This is a genomic window from Roseobacter sp. CCS2 (assembly GCF_000169435.1).
GTDB lineage: Bacteria > Pseudomonadota > Alphaproteobacteria > Rhodobacterales > Rhodobacteraceae > Yoonia.
This window is the reverse complement of the sequence record NZ_AAYB01000002.1, coordinates 682,260-699,335: the sequence shown is the minus strand read 5'-3', so window position 1 is coordinate 699,335 and position 17,076 is coordinate 682,260. Positions and strand designations below refer to the sequence as shown.

Annotated in this window: 20 protein-coding genes; 13 read left to right on the top strand and 7 right to left on the bottom strand. The window is 53.6% G+C overall.

The genetic code is table 11. The features are described 5' to 3' along the window. Nucleotides 1-24: 24 nt before the first annotated feature. From RCCS2_RS18375 to RCCS2_RS10170, 4 genes are all read right to left on the bottom strand, one after another. Nucleotides 25-432: a hypothetical protein gene (locus tag RCCS2_RS18375; protein ID WP_156788498.1), complete on the bottom strand. Its 408-nt coding sequence runs from the start codon at nt 430-432 to the stop codon at nt 25-27. Between the two features lie 310 nt (nt 433-742). Continuing rightward, nucleotides 743-1,126, bottom strand: a complete 384-nt coding sequence (locus RCCS2_RS10180) for a hypothetical protein (protein ID WP_008233914.1) — start codon at nt 1,124-1,126, stop codon at nt 743-745. Further along, nucleotides 1,126-1,473, bottom strand: a complete 348-nt coding sequence (locus RCCS2_RS10175) for a hypothetical protein (protein WP_156788496.1) — start codon at nt 1,471-1,473, stop codon at nt 1,126-1,128. The genes RCCS2_RS10180 and RCCS2_RS10175 overlap by 1 nt, the downstream gene beginning before the upstream one ends. A 184-nt stretch (nt 1,474-1,657) precedes the next feature. Further along, entirely contained in the window at nt 1,658-2,827 is a 1,170-nt protein-coding gene (locus RCCS2_RS10170) for a nucleotidyltransferase family protein (protein ID WP_008233910.1), read from the bottom strand. 134 nt (nt 2,828-2,961) lie between these two features. On the opposite strand from RCCS2_RS10170, the gene RCCS2_RS10165 reads away from it, so the two are divergent. The 6 genes from RCCS2_RS10165 to RCCS2_RS10140 all read left to right on the top strand — a co-directional run bounded on the left by RCCS2_RS10165 (nt 2,962) and on the right by RCCS2_RS10140 (nt 8,565). Then, entirely contained in the window at nt 2,962-3,390 is a 429-nt protein-coding gene (locus RCCS2_RS10165; RefSeq protein ID WP_008233908.1) for a hypothetical protein, read from the top strand. A gap of 9 nt (nt 3,391-3,399) precedes the next feature. After that, a complete protein-coding gene (locus tag RCCS2_RS10160) occupies nt 3,400-4,404 on the top strand; it encodes a hypothetical protein (RefSeq protein ID WP_008233900.1) in 1,005 nt (334 codons plus the stop codon). After that, nucleotides 4,401-5,852, top strand: a complete 1,452-nt coding sequence (locus tag RCCS2_RS17920; RefSeq protein ID WP_008233899.1) for a glycosyltransferase family 2 protein — start codon at nt 4,401-4,403, stop codon at nt 5,850-5,852. The genes RCCS2_RS10160 and RCCS2_RS17920 overlap by 4 nt, the downstream gene beginning before the upstream one ends. Continuing rightward, nucleotides 5,849-6,646, top strand: a complete 798-nt coding sequence (locus tag RCCS2_RS10150; RefSeq protein WP_008233898.1) for a hypothetical protein — start codon at nt 5,849-5,851, stop codon at nt 6,644-6,646. The genes RCCS2_RS17920 and RCCS2_RS10150 overlap by 4 nt, the downstream gene beginning before the upstream one ends. Before the next feature lie 49 nt (nt 6,647-6,695). Further along, nucleotides 6,696-7,490, top strand: a complete 795-nt coding sequence (locus tag RCCS2_RS10145; protein WP_008233897.1) for a class I SAM-dependent methyltransferase — start codon at nt 6,696-6,698, stop codon at nt 7,488-7,490. 190 nt (nt 7,491-7,680) lie between these two features. Beyond that, nucleotides 7,681-8,565 (top strand): LysR substrate-binding domain-containing protein, encoded by an 885-nt coding sequence (locus RCCS2_RS10140; protein ID WP_008233896.1) that lies wholly within the window; start codon nt 7,681-7,683, stop codon nt 8,563-8,565. Here RCCS2_RS10140 and RCCS2_RS10135 read toward each other — a convergent pair. Further along, on the bottom strand, nt 8,552-9,511 hold the full coding sequence (locus tag RCCS2_RS10135) for an alpha/beta fold hydrolase (protein WP_156788495.1): 960 nt from the start codon (nt 9,509-9,511) through the stop codon (nt 8,552-8,554). The two genes, RCCS2_RS10140 and RCCS2_RS10135, sit on opposite strands and share 14 nt — an antisense overlap. 144 nt (nt 9,512-9,655) lie before the next feature. Here RCCS2_RS10135 and RCCS2_RS10130 point away from each other — a divergent pair, with 144 nt between their 5' ends. The 6 genes from RCCS2_RS10130 (at nt 9,656) to RCCS2_RS10105 (ending at nt 15,718) form a co-directional block, all read left to right on the top strand. Further along, nucleotides 9,656-10,621, top strand: a complete 966-nt coding sequence (locus RCCS2_RS10130) for a tripartite tricarboxylate transporter substrate binding protein (RefSeq protein ID WP_008233894.1) — start codon at nt 9,656-9,658, stop codon at nt 10,619-10,621. A 67-nt stretch (nt 10,622-10,688) separates the two neighbouring features. Then, entirely contained in the window at nt 10,689-12,191 is a 1,503-nt protein-coding gene (locus RCCS2_RS10125) for a tripartite tricarboxylate transporter permease (protein ID WP_008233893.1), read from the top strand. Beyond that, the gene (locus tag RCCS2_RS10120; protein WP_008233890.1) at nt 12,188-12,619 is read left to right on the top strand and encodes a tripartite tricarboxylate transporter TctB family protein; all 432 of its coding nucleotides are present in this window, start codon (nt 12,188-12,190) and stop codon (nt 12,617-12,619) included. Before RCCS2_RS10125 ends, RCCS2_RS10120 begins: the two co-directional genes overlap by 4 nt. 1 nt (nt 12,620) lies before the next feature. After that, a complete protein-coding gene (leuC, locus tag RCCS2_RS10115; RefSeq protein ID WP_008233889.1) occupies nt 12,621-14,015 on the top strand; it encodes a 3-isopropylmalate dehydratase large subunit in 1,395 nt (464 codons plus the stop codon). Then, complete coding sequence (gene leuD / locus RCCS2_RS10110; protein WP_008233888.1) at nt 14,012-14,626, top strand: 3-isopropylmalate dehydratase small subunit; 615 nt, start codon at nt 14,012-14,014, stop codon at nt 14,624-14,626. Before leuC ends, leuD begins: the two co-directional genes overlap by 4 nt. 30 nt (nt 14,627-14,656) lie before the next feature. Further along, complete coding sequence (locus RCCS2_RS10105; protein WP_008233887.1) at nt 14,657-15,718, top strand: tartrate dehydrogenase; 1,062 nt, start codon at nt 14,657-14,659, stop codon at nt 15,716-15,718. 50 nt (nt 15,719-15,768) lie between these two features. On the opposite strand, the gene RCCS2_RS10100 is transcribed toward RCCS2_RS10105, so the two are convergent. Both RCCS2_RS10100 and RCCS2_RS18770 read right to left on the bottom strand, forming a co-directional pair. Continuing rightward, on the bottom strand, nt 15,769-16,164 hold the full coding sequence (locus RCCS2_RS10100) for an MAPEG family protein (protein ID WP_008233885.1): 396 nt from the start codon (nt 16,162-16,164) through the stop codon (nt 15,769-15,771). Between the two features lie 35 nt (nt 16,165-16,199). Continuing rightward, the gene (locus RCCS2_RS18770) at nt 16,200-16,331 is read right to left on the bottom strand and encodes a hypothetical protein (RefSeq protein WP_008233883.1); all 132 of its coding nucleotides are present in this window, start codon (nt 16,329-16,331) and stop codon (nt 16,200-16,202) included. Between the two features lie 126 nt (nt 16,332-16,457). On the opposite strand from RCCS2_RS18770, the gene RCCS2_RS10095 reads away from it, so the two are divergent. Then, nucleotides 16,458-17,060, top strand: a complete 603-nt coding sequence (locus RCCS2_RS10095; protein ID WP_008233882.1) for a TetR/AcrR family transcriptional regulator — start codon at nt 16,458-16,460, stop codon at nt 17,058-17,060. Nucleotides 17,061-17,076: the final 16 nt, after the last annotated feature.

Below are 17,076 nucleotides of genomic sequence, written 5' to 3'. Positions count from 1 at the left end.
GCTAAGCTCCAAAGTAATTGAATCTTAGACATGAGAATTCTTCCTAAATAGGTCACGAAAGACAAGAGATTGCGATACCCGTGCAATGCAACTACACAAAGGCGAAACTATCATAACGCTTAACGATGGAGCCAAACCAGAAGGACGTTTAGCCTTCATTACTTCGCCATTCGGGGCAAATGTGTCAACGTACTCAATCCGGTGACCATCCGCCTCGGCAATCAGGGTTACATCGCCCGCAGTGCCATCATCATAGGTAAAGGTGGTCTGGCCGACAATGACAAAGCCAGCGGAAAATTCAATCATTTCCAGGCAAACATCACAGCCTCTAAATACTGAGATTAGCTTAGCCCCTACCGTAGAACTGGCTAATCCAGAAAAGACAAATATTGAATAAAGTGTTGCTCTTTTGGGAGCACCGAAATCGTACAAATTTAATCCCCAGAAATGTAATCAATTAGCCTGCGACAGCTACCGCAAGTTGCATAAGCATCCGATACGTTTCCTTGATCCATGTCAAGTTGGAAACGAATTGATTGTGGATCGACAGATCAGTCCTTAAGCAAAAAAACCATCGTCAGCACCGAGGGTTCAGATCACCTCAACCTTTGGGGGCTTCATATCCTCACCAACGGAGTCGTCCGATGTACTCTCGGCACTTGCGTTTTGCACCGTCTCATCGTCCTTGGACACCACATCGCCGGACGCATCATCTTCCTCACTAACATCATCCGGTTTTCGATCACTGACGCCTGCCTCGCTGCCATACCGTTTCGTCCCCAACAGGCGGCAGTATTGGCGGCTGCAAACCTTCCTGCATGTACAGAGTTTTGGCAATGCGGTGCAACGCGATGCTGTCAATACCAACATCCAGCAGAGCCATAATCAGATCATCATGTGACGGTGAGAGTGCCTGGGCCCGCTTGTATAGCGCTTCGGTCCGCTCTCTGGCCTCCCGGCGAAGTTTCTCCGGCAAGTAAATATTATATGCGTAATACAAGCCTCCACCGCCAATGAGCGCGATCGGAGCTACAACCATCCCAATAAACATAATTGCCACCGCCACCATCATAAAGATGATGACGAGGCCAATGAGATTGCCAAACAGTTCAGCAAACTCATCCATTAGAGCTCAAAGCTCGCGGTTTCCTTTTCAACCTCGACATTGCCCACAATCCAGTCTTTAAGCGTGACAAGTCCAGCTTTGAGCACCTCCTCATACTCCTTGGCTTCCACTGGTTTAGCGAAGTGATAGAGATCTGGGCCTTTCATCAGTTTGTTCACTGTGAGATCAAAGTTGTTAGCATCGGCCCCGCTGACGGCTGCGGTGAGCAACCTACGCCCAAGGCCACGGCTGGCATGCTTTTCTATTGCCATGTCCGACATATCCGCCGGGTACCCTCGCTCCAAAATGATGTCGCCTGCCAGATTGCGTTCTTGAATCACCGCCAATTCTTCCGCGTTGAACTGCACGTGTACGGCCACGCCGTGGAAGGTAGACGTTGAAGCTTACGCTGATTGGCTGACAGATTGACAAATTGCGCCAAAGCCTTCTCCCTTTTCGGAATCAACTTGAGCGTCTTCTTGTTCTTTTTGGCTGCCGTCGGTTAGATGATCGCGACTGCGATGCCCACGCATTTGGGCCGCAGTGCCGCGCTTAGTTGAAATGTCTGGAAACTGGCCAGATCAAGCGCGCATGCAGATTTCTAAACCCGATCTTGCCCCGAAGGCGCCAGGAAAGACCTGCATGTCTTGCGAGGGGCGATGTTATCTTTGTAGCGTAAATAGCTTTGGGCGCCCGAAGGGCACGATTGTACTTCAAACTTGCAAAGTACTCAGTAGCATTGCTGGGCGTGGCGACACGCATAAGGCACTCGTCACGTTGCAACGCGGATACTGGCATTGCCTCAATAGCGCGGACAACATCTTTGGGAATCTTATCGGTAAAAGCATCAAGGATTGCCAACCCTATCTTGCTAAAACAATGCAGCTGGTACCTTTCGGTTAAGGTAAAAAACATTTGCCAGTCAATTTCGGCGCCGCGCTGATTGATCAACCAAAGGGCGTCCACCACCCACCGAATTGGAGAAACAACATTCGCACATAATCCGTGCTCAAACGCTTCTAGCAAAAGCCAAGTCGGGTTTGCGTAACTTGTGTCTTGGCTGCCCCCCTGCTCAAATATCCAGTTCATTGCTAAGGGATCGAAGGTAAATGGCAAACGCGGCATCCAGCACACATCGAGGTGAATGCCGCCGTCGATTTCCCAACTCATCTCGCTTCCGTGATAGCGCGCATTCCGCGCCACAACCCCCTGCCCCAACTTATACGTCCAACCACGTTTTGCAGCCAAATCTTCCAATGCGGCAAGGCTTTCCCAAGGGACCAATGCATCAAGGTCGCTGGACGGTCGCAAATGATGCTTTGGATATAGTTCATTCGCGAGTGCCGTACCCTTGGTCCACATGAATGGAATTCCCGCATCGTGTAGCAATACCTCAACAGAGGTCTGCGCTTCTCTTAGTTTCGTGCTGTGCGTCTCATCACAATCTGTGCTGAGGTTGAACCAACTCTGATTGTCCGCCTGATGCAGCTGGTCGCCGAGGTGATAGGCGACAATCGGGAAAAGTCTTATCTCTCCGGCGTCGGGGAATGTGTACCGGCTTTCGTAAGCATAGGCGTTCCACTCATCCAGAGCGTCGGTCTTATTGGTCGCTGCGTGGACAAGATGTGATAGCCGCCGACATGGTATAACACCGCTTTTGGCCCCATGCAGGATTTGCTTCAACTCTTTGGGCATTGAAAATACTTCATCTGACAGCGGCATATTTACCAATGAAACCTCTTGCAGATCAAAGCCTTATCAGAAACACTGCCCTCGCCGCTTATTTAGGCGCTATGTCTTGTGTGCCTTTTAGATATGATGTGATGAAACCCTAACTTTAACTAAGGTTTGTAACGATGCCTTCTTATTCAATCAACAGCAAAGACTTTGTTATCGAGTCCTTCGACTCTGACTTCATTTTCCTCGATCAACGCGACGGCAAATACTATGAGGCCGCTGAAAAAGTCGCAGATCTTTTTCGGGCGCTCAGCACTCGCATTTGCCCGATGACATTGCTCAACACTTTGGCCGAACGCGACAAGAACATCGCCAAAGAGGTGAGCGAAGTCATGACGAAGATGCAGGTTCTTGGCGTGATTAGTCTTGCCGAAGATCAAGAAGGGATCGTCGAAGATATTGATATGGTCGCCGCGACCATGCTTGGCGAAGGTGACTTTGTTCTGGAAGGGTTTGCTGAACTATCATCTTTCATGCTTGCTGACCCTGTCCATGACATCGACGCGACGACCGGGCGATTTGTTTGGGGCGAACAGGTCGCGGATTAATACACCCAGATGAAGTTTTTTCGTGAGCTGTGCCGTGAGATTATCCAATCAACGCAAGCAGAGTCCGGCCCAAGCCTAGGGTGCTATTGCGTCGGAACGGCAACGTTTAACTTATACGAAGCAGAGCCTACGCTTGCCCCGGCCGTTGCTGAACATTTTCCAGTTGCCAAACCAAACGCAGAAACAGCGAACGTCTATTTGCGCTATGACGGTGCGTTCATGGCACAGGTTGTTGACGCGTTGGACGGGCGGTGGTTTCAACAGATCGAACAGCTGTTTCAGGACTGCGGCCTTTATGGCTATCTCAACACAGAGACAGAGCAGTTTGAGTTCTTTGACCCATCTTCGCGGACCGCCATCCGCATTCTGCCGTCAGTCGAACATATACCCATTTGGGAGCGTTCATCCCCCATCAGTGTGATTGCAGGTTGGCTTAATCAGGCACATGGCAATGTGATGCTCCATTCGGGGACACTCGAGATTGATGGAACCGGTGCAATTCTTTGCGGGCCTTCGGGCAGCGGGAAATCACTGTTGACGTTGGCGGGCATTCGCACAGGCATGCGATCGGTCGGTGATGACTACATCATTGCCGAAAAAATTGCAGGGTCAGACTGTTATCAAGCCTATCCTTTTTCGCGCATGGCCAAGCAATCCCCGGCTGGATTGAAGTATTTATGGCGGGAAGACCCCCTCGCCAGACAGCGTCCCTTGAATTGGCAGGGCAAAGTTGTTTTTCCGCTTGGGGTAACATACGACGCGCCGCTTTCAGTCAACTGTGTGATCTCGCCTTTCATTGGCAAAACTGCCCGGTTGGAGCCCACAAACGCACGTGACACGGCGCGAAAACTGGCCGAAAGTACTATTTACCAACTGCCGGGCTCTCCAAGGCAGATCCTGCAATTTGCCAGTCAGATGGTGCGTGATCTTCCAGTCTATCAGTTTGAGATGGGCCCGGATGTCACAGCAAATGCCCAGATTCTGTTTGCGTTTCTAAAGGACGAGTTCAAATGATTAGCATCTTGATGCCCGCATTTAATGCAGAAACATTCATTCGGTGCGCCATTCAATCGATCTTGGATCAAGCTGTCGAGATGCCGATGGAGCTGATCGTTGTTGATGACGGGTCAACAGATGCAACGCCTGACATTGTTCGGGAAATGAGCCAAGACAGACAGTTTATTCGGCTGATTCAGACTGAAAACCAAGGTGTTTCCGCTGCGCGAAACCGTCTCTTGCAAGAGTTTAGCACGGCTAGCAAGTTTGTGGCCTTTCTCGATTCAGATGATGCAATGCCACCCAACCGGCTTAGTCGTGACTTGGCATTGTTGCAGGCGGACCCGGGTTTGGAATTCATCTATGGAAAGCAAGCACTTTTGACGTCTGAGGCGGCGGACATGATGCCGGAATTCACACCCCGGACCCCTACCATTCGCGGCGTTAGTGTGAATGTCGCAACCTTCAGGGCGCAGACAATCCGCGATCACGTGCCATTTAATACCACCTTCACGCACGGCGAAGACGCCGATTACCTCATGAAATTATTTGAGCGCAAACCAAAGGTACATTTTCTTGACGACGCATCACTCATCTACCGCCAACGCGCCGGTAGCTTGTGCCGCGACACCGCTGCGCTGAACAGAGGGGTGATGCGCGCGGCATTGGAAAGCTCGCGGCGGCGGCGCAAAGATCCCACACTTCACAGTATTGAAGGTATCTTTGAGAACGAAAATATCGGCGAACTGTTGTACCAAAGCAGGGCGCAAGCCCAGATGCGTAAGGGGCTGCCGGACTATTCGGTCATCATCCCCAGCCATAATGCAGCCGAGTTCTTGCCAGAGGCAATCGCATCAATCAAAGATCAAACTCATCCATCTTCACAAATCATTGTTGTGGACGACGGTTCAACCGACAATACCCAAGATGTTCTTAGCAAGCTCTTTCCCGACGTTGAACTTATCGCCCAACCACAAAGCGGACCGGGTGTCGCGACGAACACCGGAATCGCTGCCGCAAGACATGATATACTGGCGTTCCTCGATGCTGATGATCTGTGGCAGCCCGACAAAATGGAACGCCAGATTTGCCTGCTTTGTTTAGAGCCTTCAATAGATCTTGTTTTTAGCACTGTGGAGTCGTTTCAGCATGGCGATTGCCAATTGGCTGTTGACGACGAGGTCTCTGGCTTCTGTCGGACAAGCCTGTGCGCGCGAAAGTCCGCTTTCGATAAGGTTGGAAAGGTGACCGACTATGGGACGCGAGCCGGTGAAATGATTGATTGGTTCACACGTGCTGCCGAACAGGGATTGGTGACAAAGCTTATCGAGCTACCATTGGCAAGGCGGCGACTTCACAACAACAGCATGACCGCCAAAAAGAAAGATCATATCGCAGAAGATTATCTAGATGTTGTCAAAGATGCCATCCGCCGCAAACGCGCCCTGCGAAAGGCTCAGAAGTGATCCGCGGTCTGCGTTGGCAATCCGAAACTGATTGGCGGCTCTGCGCGGCAGCCTTGGCAAATAACGATACGCGCGCCCTACAATATGCCACAGCGTGGTTTGCCGAAACACCGATTGAAGACATCCAGTATCATCATCACCGGTTTGTCGCCGCTATAGGCCGCAGGTTTCCCAAGGCGCAAGAATTAGCAATGTTTCGCCCCACGATTGCGAATGTTTCAAAGCAACTTTGGATCAGAGCAACAGATAACCTGCGCAGCATAAGATGGATCACCGATTACCTGACTAAGGTTAACGTTCCATGGGCTTTTGTTGGTAATCTTACCTGGCAAGATCAAGAAGACGGGTTATTCAAAGATTGCGACTGCCCTGAACTGATGATCGCCTCGGAAGCTTTTTCTCATGTCGTCGTCAATCTTTGGCGCAATGAATGGGCCCCACCTGAAGGGACAGACATATACGATACTCACAAGCCTGTCGTTTTTTGGGGACCTAACCACAAAAGCATTCAAATCTGGAGCGACGCGGGTTTGCGTCAGCCAACGCGGACTTGTCGAACGGTGCACCATTGGGAGACAAGACAAACGCGCCGCATCTTCCATCATGACTATCCAGTTCTGGACTTACCATTCCTGATGCAACACACCCTATTGCGTGATACGCTTGACCTGCAGTGGCTTATCGATCTCAAGATGATATCCGATGCGAATATTACGTCTGAAATTACAGGTCCCTGGACACCGGGTGCACACTTTTTGAAACGCCGGATATTTCACAGACTGATAAACGCCTGATGTGTTTTTTGCTTGTATAAATATCACTGATTGAAAGGATTTATACCCAATGCGATTTAAGCCGTTTCGCAGTAAAGCCCCAGACAAAGAAGGGCTCTTTCATCAGCATCAGGCATGTTTTGGTCACTTGGACGGGTGGTTGGCGCCACCAGCCGCAGCCACGATGACCTTCCTTCTTGAACGTCAAAAAATGTTAAATATTCACGGAAACCTGATGGAACTAGGTGTCTACCAAGGTTTAGCCGCGACACTGATCTCGCTGCACGCAAGACAAGGTGAGATGTCGGTCTTTGGCGATTATCATCTCCCAACGGATGTGCGCGAGGTCATTGATAAAGCAAATGCCGGGAAGATTATCTTTCTCGAAAAAAGTACTGCGCTGATCAAGCCTGCAGAAGATTTTCCTAATAAAGATCGGAGTTTTCGCTTCATCCATATTGATGCGGGTCACGCTGGAACCGAGCTTATGATGGATTTGCGCCTTGCCGAAACGCTTCTTTCTGAAGATGGTATAATCTGTGTGGATGATTTCTTTAACGCGTTGTACCCGCAGATTTCTGACGCTGTGTTTCGCTATATCGCAAACAACCCGTATCAGCTCAGCCTGTTCATGTGTGGAGCTTCCAAAGCTTTTCTTGGCAGACCTCGCTTTGTCAGGCCTTATATGGAAGCGATCGCAAACGATCTACCAAGCTACTTGCAAGAGGTTGGACTAGAAAAATTTATTGTCGCAAAGTCGACAGTCCCAGATGAGCTGAATTGCTTTAGCGTTGTCGGGAATCCTGAAAAAAATAGCGATCGTAGGCGCGGTCCAGACTGGGCCAGAGATACGTTTCCATACTGAAGCTCGACATTTGCTCAGTATAGAAAGACGTGGGCGTGCAATTTGTTCAAAAGCGGCAGGAATGATCCGCCGATGCCTTTTCATGGAGATCAGTGGTCTATTGGTGTTCGATATTCTGTTTTTACTGGCGCATTTCTCAGCGTATGCCATCACTCTCGCCCCTCGCTTCAGTGCGTGATAAAGACGTCGTATGACCCTTAGACAGTTTCAGATTTTCACAGTTTTGGCCGAGGAATTGCATTTTGGCAGGGCCGCCGAAAAACTGCATTTGGCCCAGCCGGCCTTGTCCAATCATATCAAAGCGCTTGAATATGACCTTGGGGTAACGCTGTTTCATCGCACCACCCGCCGCGTGCGCCTGACGGCCGCAGGCGAGGCCTTTTTGCCCGAGGCGCTTGCCACCATTGCGCAAGCCGAAGCCGCCGTGCGGATTACCCGTGCCATGGGCGAAACGGGCGCGGATACACTTAAACTGGGGGGGGTCGATTCTGCGACGGCCGGTCTGTTGCCAAGTGTGATCCGGTCGTTCCGGCTGGCCCGGCCGGAGGTCGCGCTCAAGGTGTTTGAAATGCTGTCGGGGCCAGCGTTCAACATGCTTGAAAGCCAAGCGCTCGACATTGCCTTTGTGCGTAAACCGCCCCATGTGGATCACTTGTCATCGCGGCACCTGATGTCCGAACCCGTCATGGTCGCGCTGCCCGCCCAGCATCCCAAAGCCCGGCAACACAGCATTTCCACCGCAGATATCCGTGAAGAACAGCTGGTGATGTCCAGCCGGGCCAGTCGCCCAATCCTTTTCGATGTTATTATGGACTATTTGCGCAATAGAGATGTCACGCCGAACATCCTTCAGGAAGCTACGGAACGGCACATGATCATCGCCATGGTGGCCTCTGGCTTGGGGATTTCGCTTGTGCCGAAATGGGTCAGCAACTTTCGGCGTGAGGATGTTGTGTTCTTACCGCTTGATGATGGTGGCCCAGCCGTTGAGGTGCATGCGGTTTGGCGCACTGGCGAACAGTTGCAAACAGTGCATGACTTTCTTTCATTTCTGCCCAGCGTCACACAGCCATAACTGCCGCGCGCCCTGCATCATTTAAGGCGTTATGGAAAAAGTCGCGGAATGCAGCGATCACCTCTTCGGGCCGTTCTTCTGCCAGATAGTGACCGCCATCCAACGCCCAGCCTCGCACATCTTTGGCCCGTTCGCGCCACAAGGCAAGGCAATCAAAGTGCCGCTCGATTGCACCGTGACGGCCCCAAAGCGCCAAGACGGGAATGTCCAATGGCCCTGTTTCGGCGGCATCATGGCGGGCATCAACGGTAATCGCTGCGCGGTAATCCTCGCACGAGCCATGAATTACGGCAGGGTTACGAAAATAAGTCAGATATTCTGCAAGCGCCTGATGTGAAAACGGCGTCAGCCCAGCTGATCCTGACCCACATTTCTTAAGCCAATAAGCATCGCTTTCAGCCTCGATCAGGAACTCGGGAAAGGGGTGCGCCTGTGTCAGCCAGTACCAATGCCAATATGTCTGCGCGAACTGGCTGTCGCCATCGCGGTACATTTCTTGTGTTGGTGCAATATCAAGTGTCGCCAATGCCACAACCCGGTCACGGTGATCCGCCGCCAGTCGGTGCGCCACCCGCGCGCCCCGGTCATGCGCCCCGATGCAAAATCGGTTATGCCCGAGCGCTTGCATCAGCTGAACCATGTCTTGCGCTGTGGCCCGTTTGGAATAGGGCGTATGATCTGCATCCGTAACAGGTTTATGCGATCGCCCATAGCCCCGCAAATCGGCACATACCACCGTAAATTTTTGCGCCAGAACAGGGGCCACGCGATGCCACATGGCCGACGTTTGCGGATAGCCGTGTAGCAACAAAAGCGGTGGCCCATCCCCGGCGTGACGGCAAAAGATCGCACCCTCTTCAACCTCGATGGTGTCTTCGACGAAGCCTGTGAAAAAATCTTTGGCATGTGGGGCCGCCGAAAGAGCGGCGGTGGCATCAAGAAGCATTTGGATCCTGCCCATTTATCAGTTTCGGCGCAGCATACGTCAGCTGCGACCCGCAATTGATAGTAAAATATATATAAATCTTTCGCGCTAAATTCTTTGCCCAGTTCGCCCATAAAACTTGTCAAAGACAAGGGAGGACCTAACATGAAAACACTAAATAGACGCCAATTTGGCCAAACTTTGATCGCCACAGGCGCTGCGGCTTCAATGCCGGGCATCGTGCGCGCGCAAAGCTTTCCAAGCCGCGCCATCAATTACATTATTCCGTTCAATCCGGGTGGCGAAAGCGATGTGACAGCCCGCTTTCAGCAACCTTTTTTTGAACAGATCACCGGTCAAAGCGTCGTGATCCAATCCAAGCCGGGTGCCGGTGGCGCGACAGCCTGGGCCCAGCTTAACGGGTTTGAACCCGACGGCCATACGATCATGAACACAATTGTTCCGCACACTGTCCTGCAACCGGCGATGAAAGACGTGGGTTATCAGACAGCCGACATCAACAACGTCTTTTTCTTTCACTACACACCCGATGCGGTGGTTGTGAATGTCGATAGCCCCTACCAAACACTGCAAGACCTGATTGACGATGCCAAAGCCAATCCCGGCAGCGTTACTTTCGGCGGGTCTGGCACAAATACCGCCAACCACCTCGCCTCTGAAATCTTTGCGGATATGACCGACACGATTACGACCTATATTCCGTTCAAAGGCTCTGCGCCTGCGATGACTGCCGTTCTGGGTGGCCAGATTGCCGCCGCAATGAGCTATACGACACAGGGTGTAAAGGCCGGTGAACAGGTCCGCACGCTGGCCGTGGCGACCGAAGAGCGTGTGGCTGCCCTGCCTGATGCACCCACATTCAAAGAGCTGGGTTTCGATCATGTAGGCGGCGCGTATCGCGGTGTAGCCGTGCCTGCAGGCACACCGACCGAGATACAGCAAAACCTGTCCGACATCTTGCAGCAGATCAATGCGAACCCTGAATTCCAAGCGCAGATGACAGCCGCTGGGTATGAGGTGATTGATGTGCCATTGGGTGACATCCCGGCCTTCATTGAAGAACGCAAGACCGCCTATGGTCCTGCCATTGATCGTCTGAAGTCAGCTTAACGCTATCCCGTTCGACCTTGCGCGGCGCTTTGACGCGGCGCAAGGTCACTTTCCCCCAAAGGTTCCAATGCTCGAAGCCCTTCTCTCGGCGGCAACACCATTTAATCTGATGCTCGCTCTGATCGGGGTGGTGCTTGGAACAATCATTGGTGCCTTACCCGGTCTATCGGCGACCATGGCCGTTGCGGTGTTGGTGCCGTTCACATTCACCATGGACCCGGCGTCAGGCCTGATTGCGCTAGGCGCGGTTTATACAGGTGCGATCTATGGCGGCGCCTATGCCGCGATCCTAGTGAATACCCCCGGCACCCCGGCGGCCATTGCCACAGCGCTTGACGGTTTTCCCATGGCCAAACGTGGGGACGGCGACCTTGCCGTCACAATTTCATGCTTTGCGTCTGCCTTTGGGGGGCTGGTTGGTGCTTTGGCGCTTTTGATCGTGGCCCCGCCGCTTGCAACGATTGCGCTGAAATTTGGCCCGGTCGAATATTTCTGGCTTGCTATTTTTGGCCTGTCGCTGATTGCGGTGCTGTCCAAGGGGGCGACACTCAAGGGCTTGATCGGTGGCTTTCTGGGCCTTGGCCTGTCCACCATCGGATCTGCTGTTGTGGGCGGTGATGTGCGCTATACGTTCGGCAATCCGGTGTTGCTGGGCGGCATCCATATTATTCCCGCGCTTATCGGGCTTTATTGCGTGCCGGTCCTGCTGAACATGGTCGCCACGCAAGACCCCCATATTGAACGCGCCGCGACCGGCCGTGGCACCCGCGTTGGCGAGGCTTTGACGTTGATGTGGCGTTCGAAGTTCAATCTGGTGCGCAGTTCAGTTGTCGGGACAGTTGTTGGCATTCTGCCCGCCGCTGGCGGTGCCGTTGCAGGCCTTGTGGCCTATTCCGAAGCGCGCCGCACGTCCAAGCACAAAGACCAGTTCGGTAAAGGGGCTGTTGATGGGGTGATCGCGTCGGAATCCGCCAACTCTGCCACAGTTGGTGGCGGGTTTGTTCCAACACTGGTTCTTGGCATTCCAGGTACGCCGCCTGATGCGATTATTCTGGGTGCGTTGATGGTGCAGGGTATCCGCGTTGGCCCGCAATTGTTCGTCGAACAGGCCAGCACGGTCTATACCTTCATCTTTGGCCTGCTGTTTGCAACAGTGCTGATGATCCCTGTGGGTCTGCTGATCGGACGCACTGCTTTTCGCGCGATATCGTCGATCCCCAAGGCGGTGCTGGCCCCGTCAATTGGCGTACTGATCATGATCGGTGCTTTTGCGGTCGAACAGAACCCGACCCATGTGGTGATGATGGTCGCTTTGGGCGCTTTCGCCTGGATTTTGCTGAAATTCGGGTTTGAGGCCTCACCCATTGTATTGGGTCTGATCCTTGGCCCAATCGCCGAACAAGGCTTTGTGCAGGGTTACCTGATCGGCAATGCGGGCGGCAATATTTGGGGCGAATTCTTTGGGCGTCCAATCTCGCTTGCGATCATCGCGTTTACGTTGCTGACCCTGCTTTGGCCGCTTTGGTCCGACCGTAAAACCCGCATGCGCCTGAAGGGGGCCCCGGAATGACACGATTTATGCACCGCGATATCGCCGCAGCATTGGGCCTGCTGATTGTCGGAGCTTACGCACTGTGGGAGGCCCGCGAGATGTCGGTCTTTGGCGCGATCTTTCCGCAATTGGCTGGCGCGGGCATGGTTCTGGGTGCAATCCTGCTGGCCTTGCGTGCCGCCATTTGGATACCGGATGTGCCGCAGAACGATGGCGCGATATTGCGTCCGTTGTTGATGCTGGCGGCGCTGGCCAGTTGGGCAGTGCTGCTGCCGATTTTGGGTTTTGTGCCGACGTCCCTGATCGGCGCGGGGGCTTGCATGTTGATCGCCCAACAAGACCCCCTGCCCCTGCGCACCCGTGCGCTTCATTTTGCCGGATTGGCCACGCTTGTTGTCTCAGTAGCGTTTCTATTCGGGTATCTGCTTAATGTCCGTTTGCCCTAGTATGACCATGCCCAAAACACTTTATGAAAAGCTGATAGATCAGCACTGCGTCACCCGTATTGATGCCGATCATGTCCTGCTTTACGTCGATTTTCACATCATGAATGAATACACCAGCCCGCAAGCTTTTGCAGGGCTGCATAGCGCCGCTCGGCCCGTGCGCCGCGCGGGTGCGCATCTGGCTGTGATTGATCATGTGAACCCGACCCGTCCGATCACCGACCTGTCGCAAATCGCAGATAGCGGCGGCCGGCTGCAGATTGAGACACTTGGCCAGAACTGCGCGCGCCACGGTATCGAACTGTTCGACCTCTTTGATCCGCGCCAAGGCATCGAACATGTTGTCGTGCCCGAAAACGGTTTTGCATGGCCCGGTATGGTCATCGCCTGCGGCGACAGTCACACCACCACCTACGGCGCATTTGGCGCACTGGCCTACGGCATCGGCACCTCTGAGATTGAACACGTGCTTGCTACCCAGACGCTGGTTTACCGGGTCCTTGCCCCTATGCAGGTGCGCATTGATGGCGCGTTGCCTTTGGGCGTGTCGGCCAAGGATATCGTCATGGCCTTTGTCAAAGATGTCGGGGCCGCCGGTGCGTCTGGCTATGCGGTTGAATTCACCGGCAGCACTGTCGCAGCCCTTAGCGTTGAGGCCCGCATGACCCTGTGCAACATGGCGGTCGAAGCGGGGGCGCGCGCCGCCTTAATCGCGCCCGACGCCACAGTTTTCAACTATCTTCAGGGCCGTCCCCATGCGCCGAAAGGGGCAGATTGGGAGGCCGCGTGCGTTGATTGGCAAACGCTTCAGTCAGACCCGGACGCCCGCTTTGCAAAGACCGTGACCATTGATGCAAGCACGATTGCACCCTTGGTCACATGGGGCACAAGCCCGGATCAAAGCGTCCCGATCACCGGCTGCGTGCCTGAACAGGCTGATGCGCGCGCGCTGGATTATATGGGGTTGCATGCAGGCCAGCAGCTGACCGACATCACCATTGACCGCGCCTTTATCGGGTCTTGTACCAACGCCCGCATCGAAGACCTGCGCCGCGCCGCCACCATCCTGCGGGGTCGCCGCGTCGCGGGCGGGGTCACCGCATTGGTGGTGCCCGGATCAAAACAGGTCCGTGCCATGGCCGAAGACGAGGGGCTGGACCGCATCTTTAAAGACGCAGGGTTTGAATGGCGCGGGGCCGGATGCTCAATGTGTTTGGCCATGAATGATGATGTCATCCCCGAAGGTGAACGCTGCGCATCTTCGACCAACCGCAATTTCGAAGGGCGTCAGGGCCGCGGCGCCCGCACCCATTTGATGAGCCCAGAAATGGTCGCCGCGGCCGCGGTCACCGGCACTCTGACCGATGTACGCACGATGATGGACCCTGCCCCATGACCCCTTTTCAAACTGTAAGCGGCGTGGCCGCCCCGCTGCCGATGGCCAATATCGACACCGACGTCATCATGCCCAAACAGTTTCTTAAACGCATTGATCGTGAAGGGCTTGCCATTGGTGCTTTCCACGACCTGCGCTTTGATGAAACCGGAAAACCGCGTCCGGATTTCATCCTCAACAAACTGCCCTATAACGCTGCCAAATTTCTGATCTGCGGCGATAATTTCGGTTGCGGTTCTAGCCGTGAATATGCGGTCTGGGGGCTTCAGCAGCTGGGTATCCGCGCTATTATTGCGCCCTCAATCGCTGGCATCTTTTTCGGAAATTGTGAAAAAAACGGCCTGCTGGCGCTGACCTTACCGCAGCCCGACATCGACCACCTGATGCATTGCGCCATGTCTGGCGACACTTGTATGATGGTCATTGATCTGAACGCGCAGATCATTCACACCGCAAGCAAACGCATTTCGTTCGACATTCCCGATGCACGCAAACAACTATTGCTGTCGGGCGCCGATCATGTCCAGCAGACGCTGGATCAAACGGATCTCATCGCTACCTTTGAGGCCGATCAAGCCGACCGCCGCCCGTGGCTGTGGTCACGCGGTTGATTTGCCTCACCAACAGAAACGGACCATCTTATGAGCACAATTTATCGCATCGCCAGTATTCCCGGTGATGGTATCGGCACCGAAGTCATCCCGCACGGGCAAGCGGTGGCAGATGCTGCCGCAGCAAAGCACGGTTTCGCGATTGAATGGGGCACTTTTGATTGGTCCTGCGCGCGCTATCTGGAAACCGGGCAGATGATGCCCGATGACGGTATTGCACAGCTTAAAGCATATGATGCGATCTATCTTGGGGCCGTTGGTTGGCCCAGTGTGCCCGACCACGTTTCGCTTTGGGGGCTTTTGCTGCCGATCCGTCGTGAAATGAACCAATACGCGAATGTGCGCCATGTGCGTCTGCTTGAGGGTATCACGTCGCCGCTGGCAGGTCGTACCTCGGCGGATATTAATTTCGTGGTGGTGCGCGAAAATGTCGAAGGCGAATATTCCGAACTAGGCGGCCGGATGTATGCAGGCACCGAAGACGAATTCGCGGTGCAGGAGGCTGTTTTCACGCGCAAGGGGACAGATCGTATCATGCGATACGCCTTTGAACTGGCGCAGACGCGCGCCCGTAAACACGTCACGTCTGCCACCAAATCAAACGGGATCAAGCATTCGATGCCGTTCTGGGACGAACGATTTGCCGAAATGTCCAAAGCCTATCCGGATGTCAGCACTGCACAGTTCCACATTGACATCCTGACTGCGCATTTCGTGCGCAACCCCGATTGGTTTGACGTTGTGGTCGCGTCTAACCTTTTTGGTGATATCCTGTCGGACCTTGGCCCTGCGATTGCCGGGTCAATTGGCATCGCACCTTCAGCCAATATCAACCCAGAAGGCGAATTCCCCTCGATGTTTGAACCGGTTCATGGCTCTGCCCCTGATATTGCAGGCAAAGGCGTCGCCAATCCGGTGGCGGCCATATGGACTGCTGCGACCATGTTGCGCCACATTGGTGAAGATGCCGCCTCCGACACTATTGAAACCGCGATGCAGGCGTCGCTGCTTGATGATGCAACCCGCACCGCTGATTTGGGTGGCACGGCGACCACACAGTCCTGCGCGCAAGCTGTTCTTGCAGCGATCTAGGGGGCGTGAATATTCGGGATGCCGTGCCATGCATCGGCATCCCTGAATTATCAGGCGAACAGCAAACCATAGATGAACACAGGGGTTCCAAAAAAGAACCCAAGCCAAGCCATGCTGCGTAAAGGGTTTAACCCCAGCATATAGAACGGCACATAAAGGATACGGCCAACGATCATCGCGACTGACGCCCAATAGGTGAAACTGTTTGACGTGTCGGTTTGCAACGCGACAAGAACAAGTGGCATCCAGACAGCCGCCCCTTCGGTTTGATTGCGGACAGCGCGGGCCAAACGTTCGCCAATGACCCCCTCTTTCGGGGGCGGATCATCACGGCTGGACAGCGCGTATCCAACGCCAGACGTCAGATCCATGTAAGTGGCTTGTATTGCGATTGTCACAAACAGCATGCCACCGACGGCAAAAAGTGACCAAAGTTCCATAGACATAGTTGTTTCCTTTTCAGTGTTGATATGAGGAGAGTTTATTGGGGGCCAAACCAGGCGGCAGCTTTGTCGGGATGCAGCTTATCCGTTTCGGCGTAGTGTTTGAGGTCTTCCAGCGTATCATTGATCGCCTTCTGAAACTGTTGCCGTATCAGGGTGACGTTTGGCATCTTACGCTTTTATCTTCGTACCATTTTCAACCATTATATAACGAGTGTTATAAAATGATTAGCACTGGAAATTTTCTAAGGCAAGAGTAATATAACGCTTGTTATGAAATTATTGTGAGATAGCACATGGCCCGCCCCAGATCTTTTGACGAAGCAGAGGTGATTGACCGCGCGATGCGCACATTTTGGCAGCACGGCTATGATGCAACCGCCATTGGAGAGCTGGAAAAAACGACCGGTATCTCACGGATCAGTATCTACAATGCGTTTGGCGACAAGGAAGGCTTGTTCATTGCAGCGCTTGACCGATATCATCGCCAAGCCGTTGAGATATATGATGAAACAGTCGCAAAAGGATCCCTGAAAGAGGTTGTTGGCCTTTTTCAGATGATGTCAGCAGAGGCCCCCGAAGGATCCCCTGCGCATGCGGGTTGTCTGATGGTGAACACGGTTCTTGATGTGCGTCGGATGTCGGACCCGATCCGGGAACGCGTCATGGGATACCGCGAAATGCTGGTGCGGTCGTTCCGTTCAGCGCTTGCAAATGCCCGCGACGCTGGCGAAATCGAAGGGTCAGATGAGGTTATTGCGCAGCGCGCAGAGTTCCTTGTTGGTGTTTTGTGGGGCGCCCTGTCCACGATCCGCGTGAACTGCGCGACAACATCAGCGGCAGCAATTGCCCGCGAAGTCGCGCAAACGGTCAAGCAATGGACGCGACGCGAAACATGACATTACGCAGAACAAA

Bases quoted from the DNA above. Each gene is read 5' to 3' on its own strand.
- RCCS2_RS10165 (WP_008233908.1), top strand. From the start codon at position 2,962: ATGCCTTCTTATTCAATCAACAGCAAAGACTTTGTTATCGAGTCCTTC.
- RCCS2_RS18770 (WP_008233883.1), bottom strand. From the start codon at position 16,331: ATGCCAAACGTCACCCTGATACGGCAACAGTTTCAGAAGGCGATCAAT.
- leuD (WP_008233888.1), top strand. From the start codon at position 14,012: ATGACCCCTTTTCAAACTGTAAGCGGCGTGGCCGCCCCGCTGCCGATG.
- RCCS2_RS10170 (WP_008233910.1), bottom strand. From the start codon at position 2,827: ATGCCGCTGTCAGATGAAGTATTTTCAATGCCCAAAGAGTTGAAGCAA.
- RCCS2_RS10120 (WP_008233890.1), top strand. From the start codon at position 12,188: ATGACACGATTTATGCACCGCGATATCGCCGCAGCATTGGGCCTGCTG.
- RCCS2_RS10135 (WP_156788495.1), bottom strand. From the start codon at position 9,511: ATGCTTCTTGATGCCACCGCCGCTCTTTCGGCGGCCCCACATGCCAAA.
- RCCS2_RS10095 (WP_008233882.1), top strand. From the start codon at position 16,458: ATGGCCCGCCCCAGATCTTTTGACGAAGCAGAGGTGATTGACCGCGCG.
- RCCS2_RS10130 (WP_008233894.1), top strand. From the start codon at position 9,656: ATGAAAACACTAAATAGACGCCAATTTGGCCAAACTTTGATCGCCACA.
- RCCS2_RS10180 (WP_008233914.1), bottom strand. From the start codon at position 1,126: ATGGATGAGTTTGCTGAACTGTTTGGCAATCTCATTGGCCTCGTCATC.
- leuC (WP_008233889.1), top strand. From the start codon at position 12,621: ATGACCATGCCCAAAACACTTTATGAAAAGCTGATAGATCAGCACTGC.
- RCCS2_RS10145 (WP_008233897.1), top strand. From the start codon at position 6,696: ATGCGATTTAAGCCGTTTCGCAGTAAAGCCCCAGACAAAGAAGGGCTC.
- RCCS2_RS10125 (WP_008233893.1), top strand. From the start codon at position 10,689: ATGCTCGAAGCCCTTCTCTCGGCGGCAACACCATTTAATCTGATGCTC.
- RCCS2_RS17920 (WP_008233899.1), top strand. From the start codon at position 4,401: ATGATTAGCATCTTGATGCCCGCATTTAATGCAGAAACATTCATTCGG.
- RCCS2_RS10105 (WP_008233887.1), top strand. From the start codon at position 14,657: ATGAGCACAATTTATCGCATCGCCAGTATTCCCGGTGATGGTATCGGC.
- RCCS2_RS10160 (WP_008233900.1), top strand. From the start codon at position 3,400: ATGAAGTTTTTTCGTGAGCTGTGCCGTGAGATTATCCAATCAACGCAA.
- RCCS2_RS10140 (WP_008233896.1), top strand. From the start codon at position 7,681: ATGACCCTTAGACAGTTTCAGATTTTCACAGTTTTGGCCGAGGAATTG.
- RCCS2_RS10100 (WP_008233885.1), bottom strand. From the start codon at position 16,164: ATGTCTATGGAACTTTGGTCACTTTTTGCCGTCGGTGGCATGCTGTTT.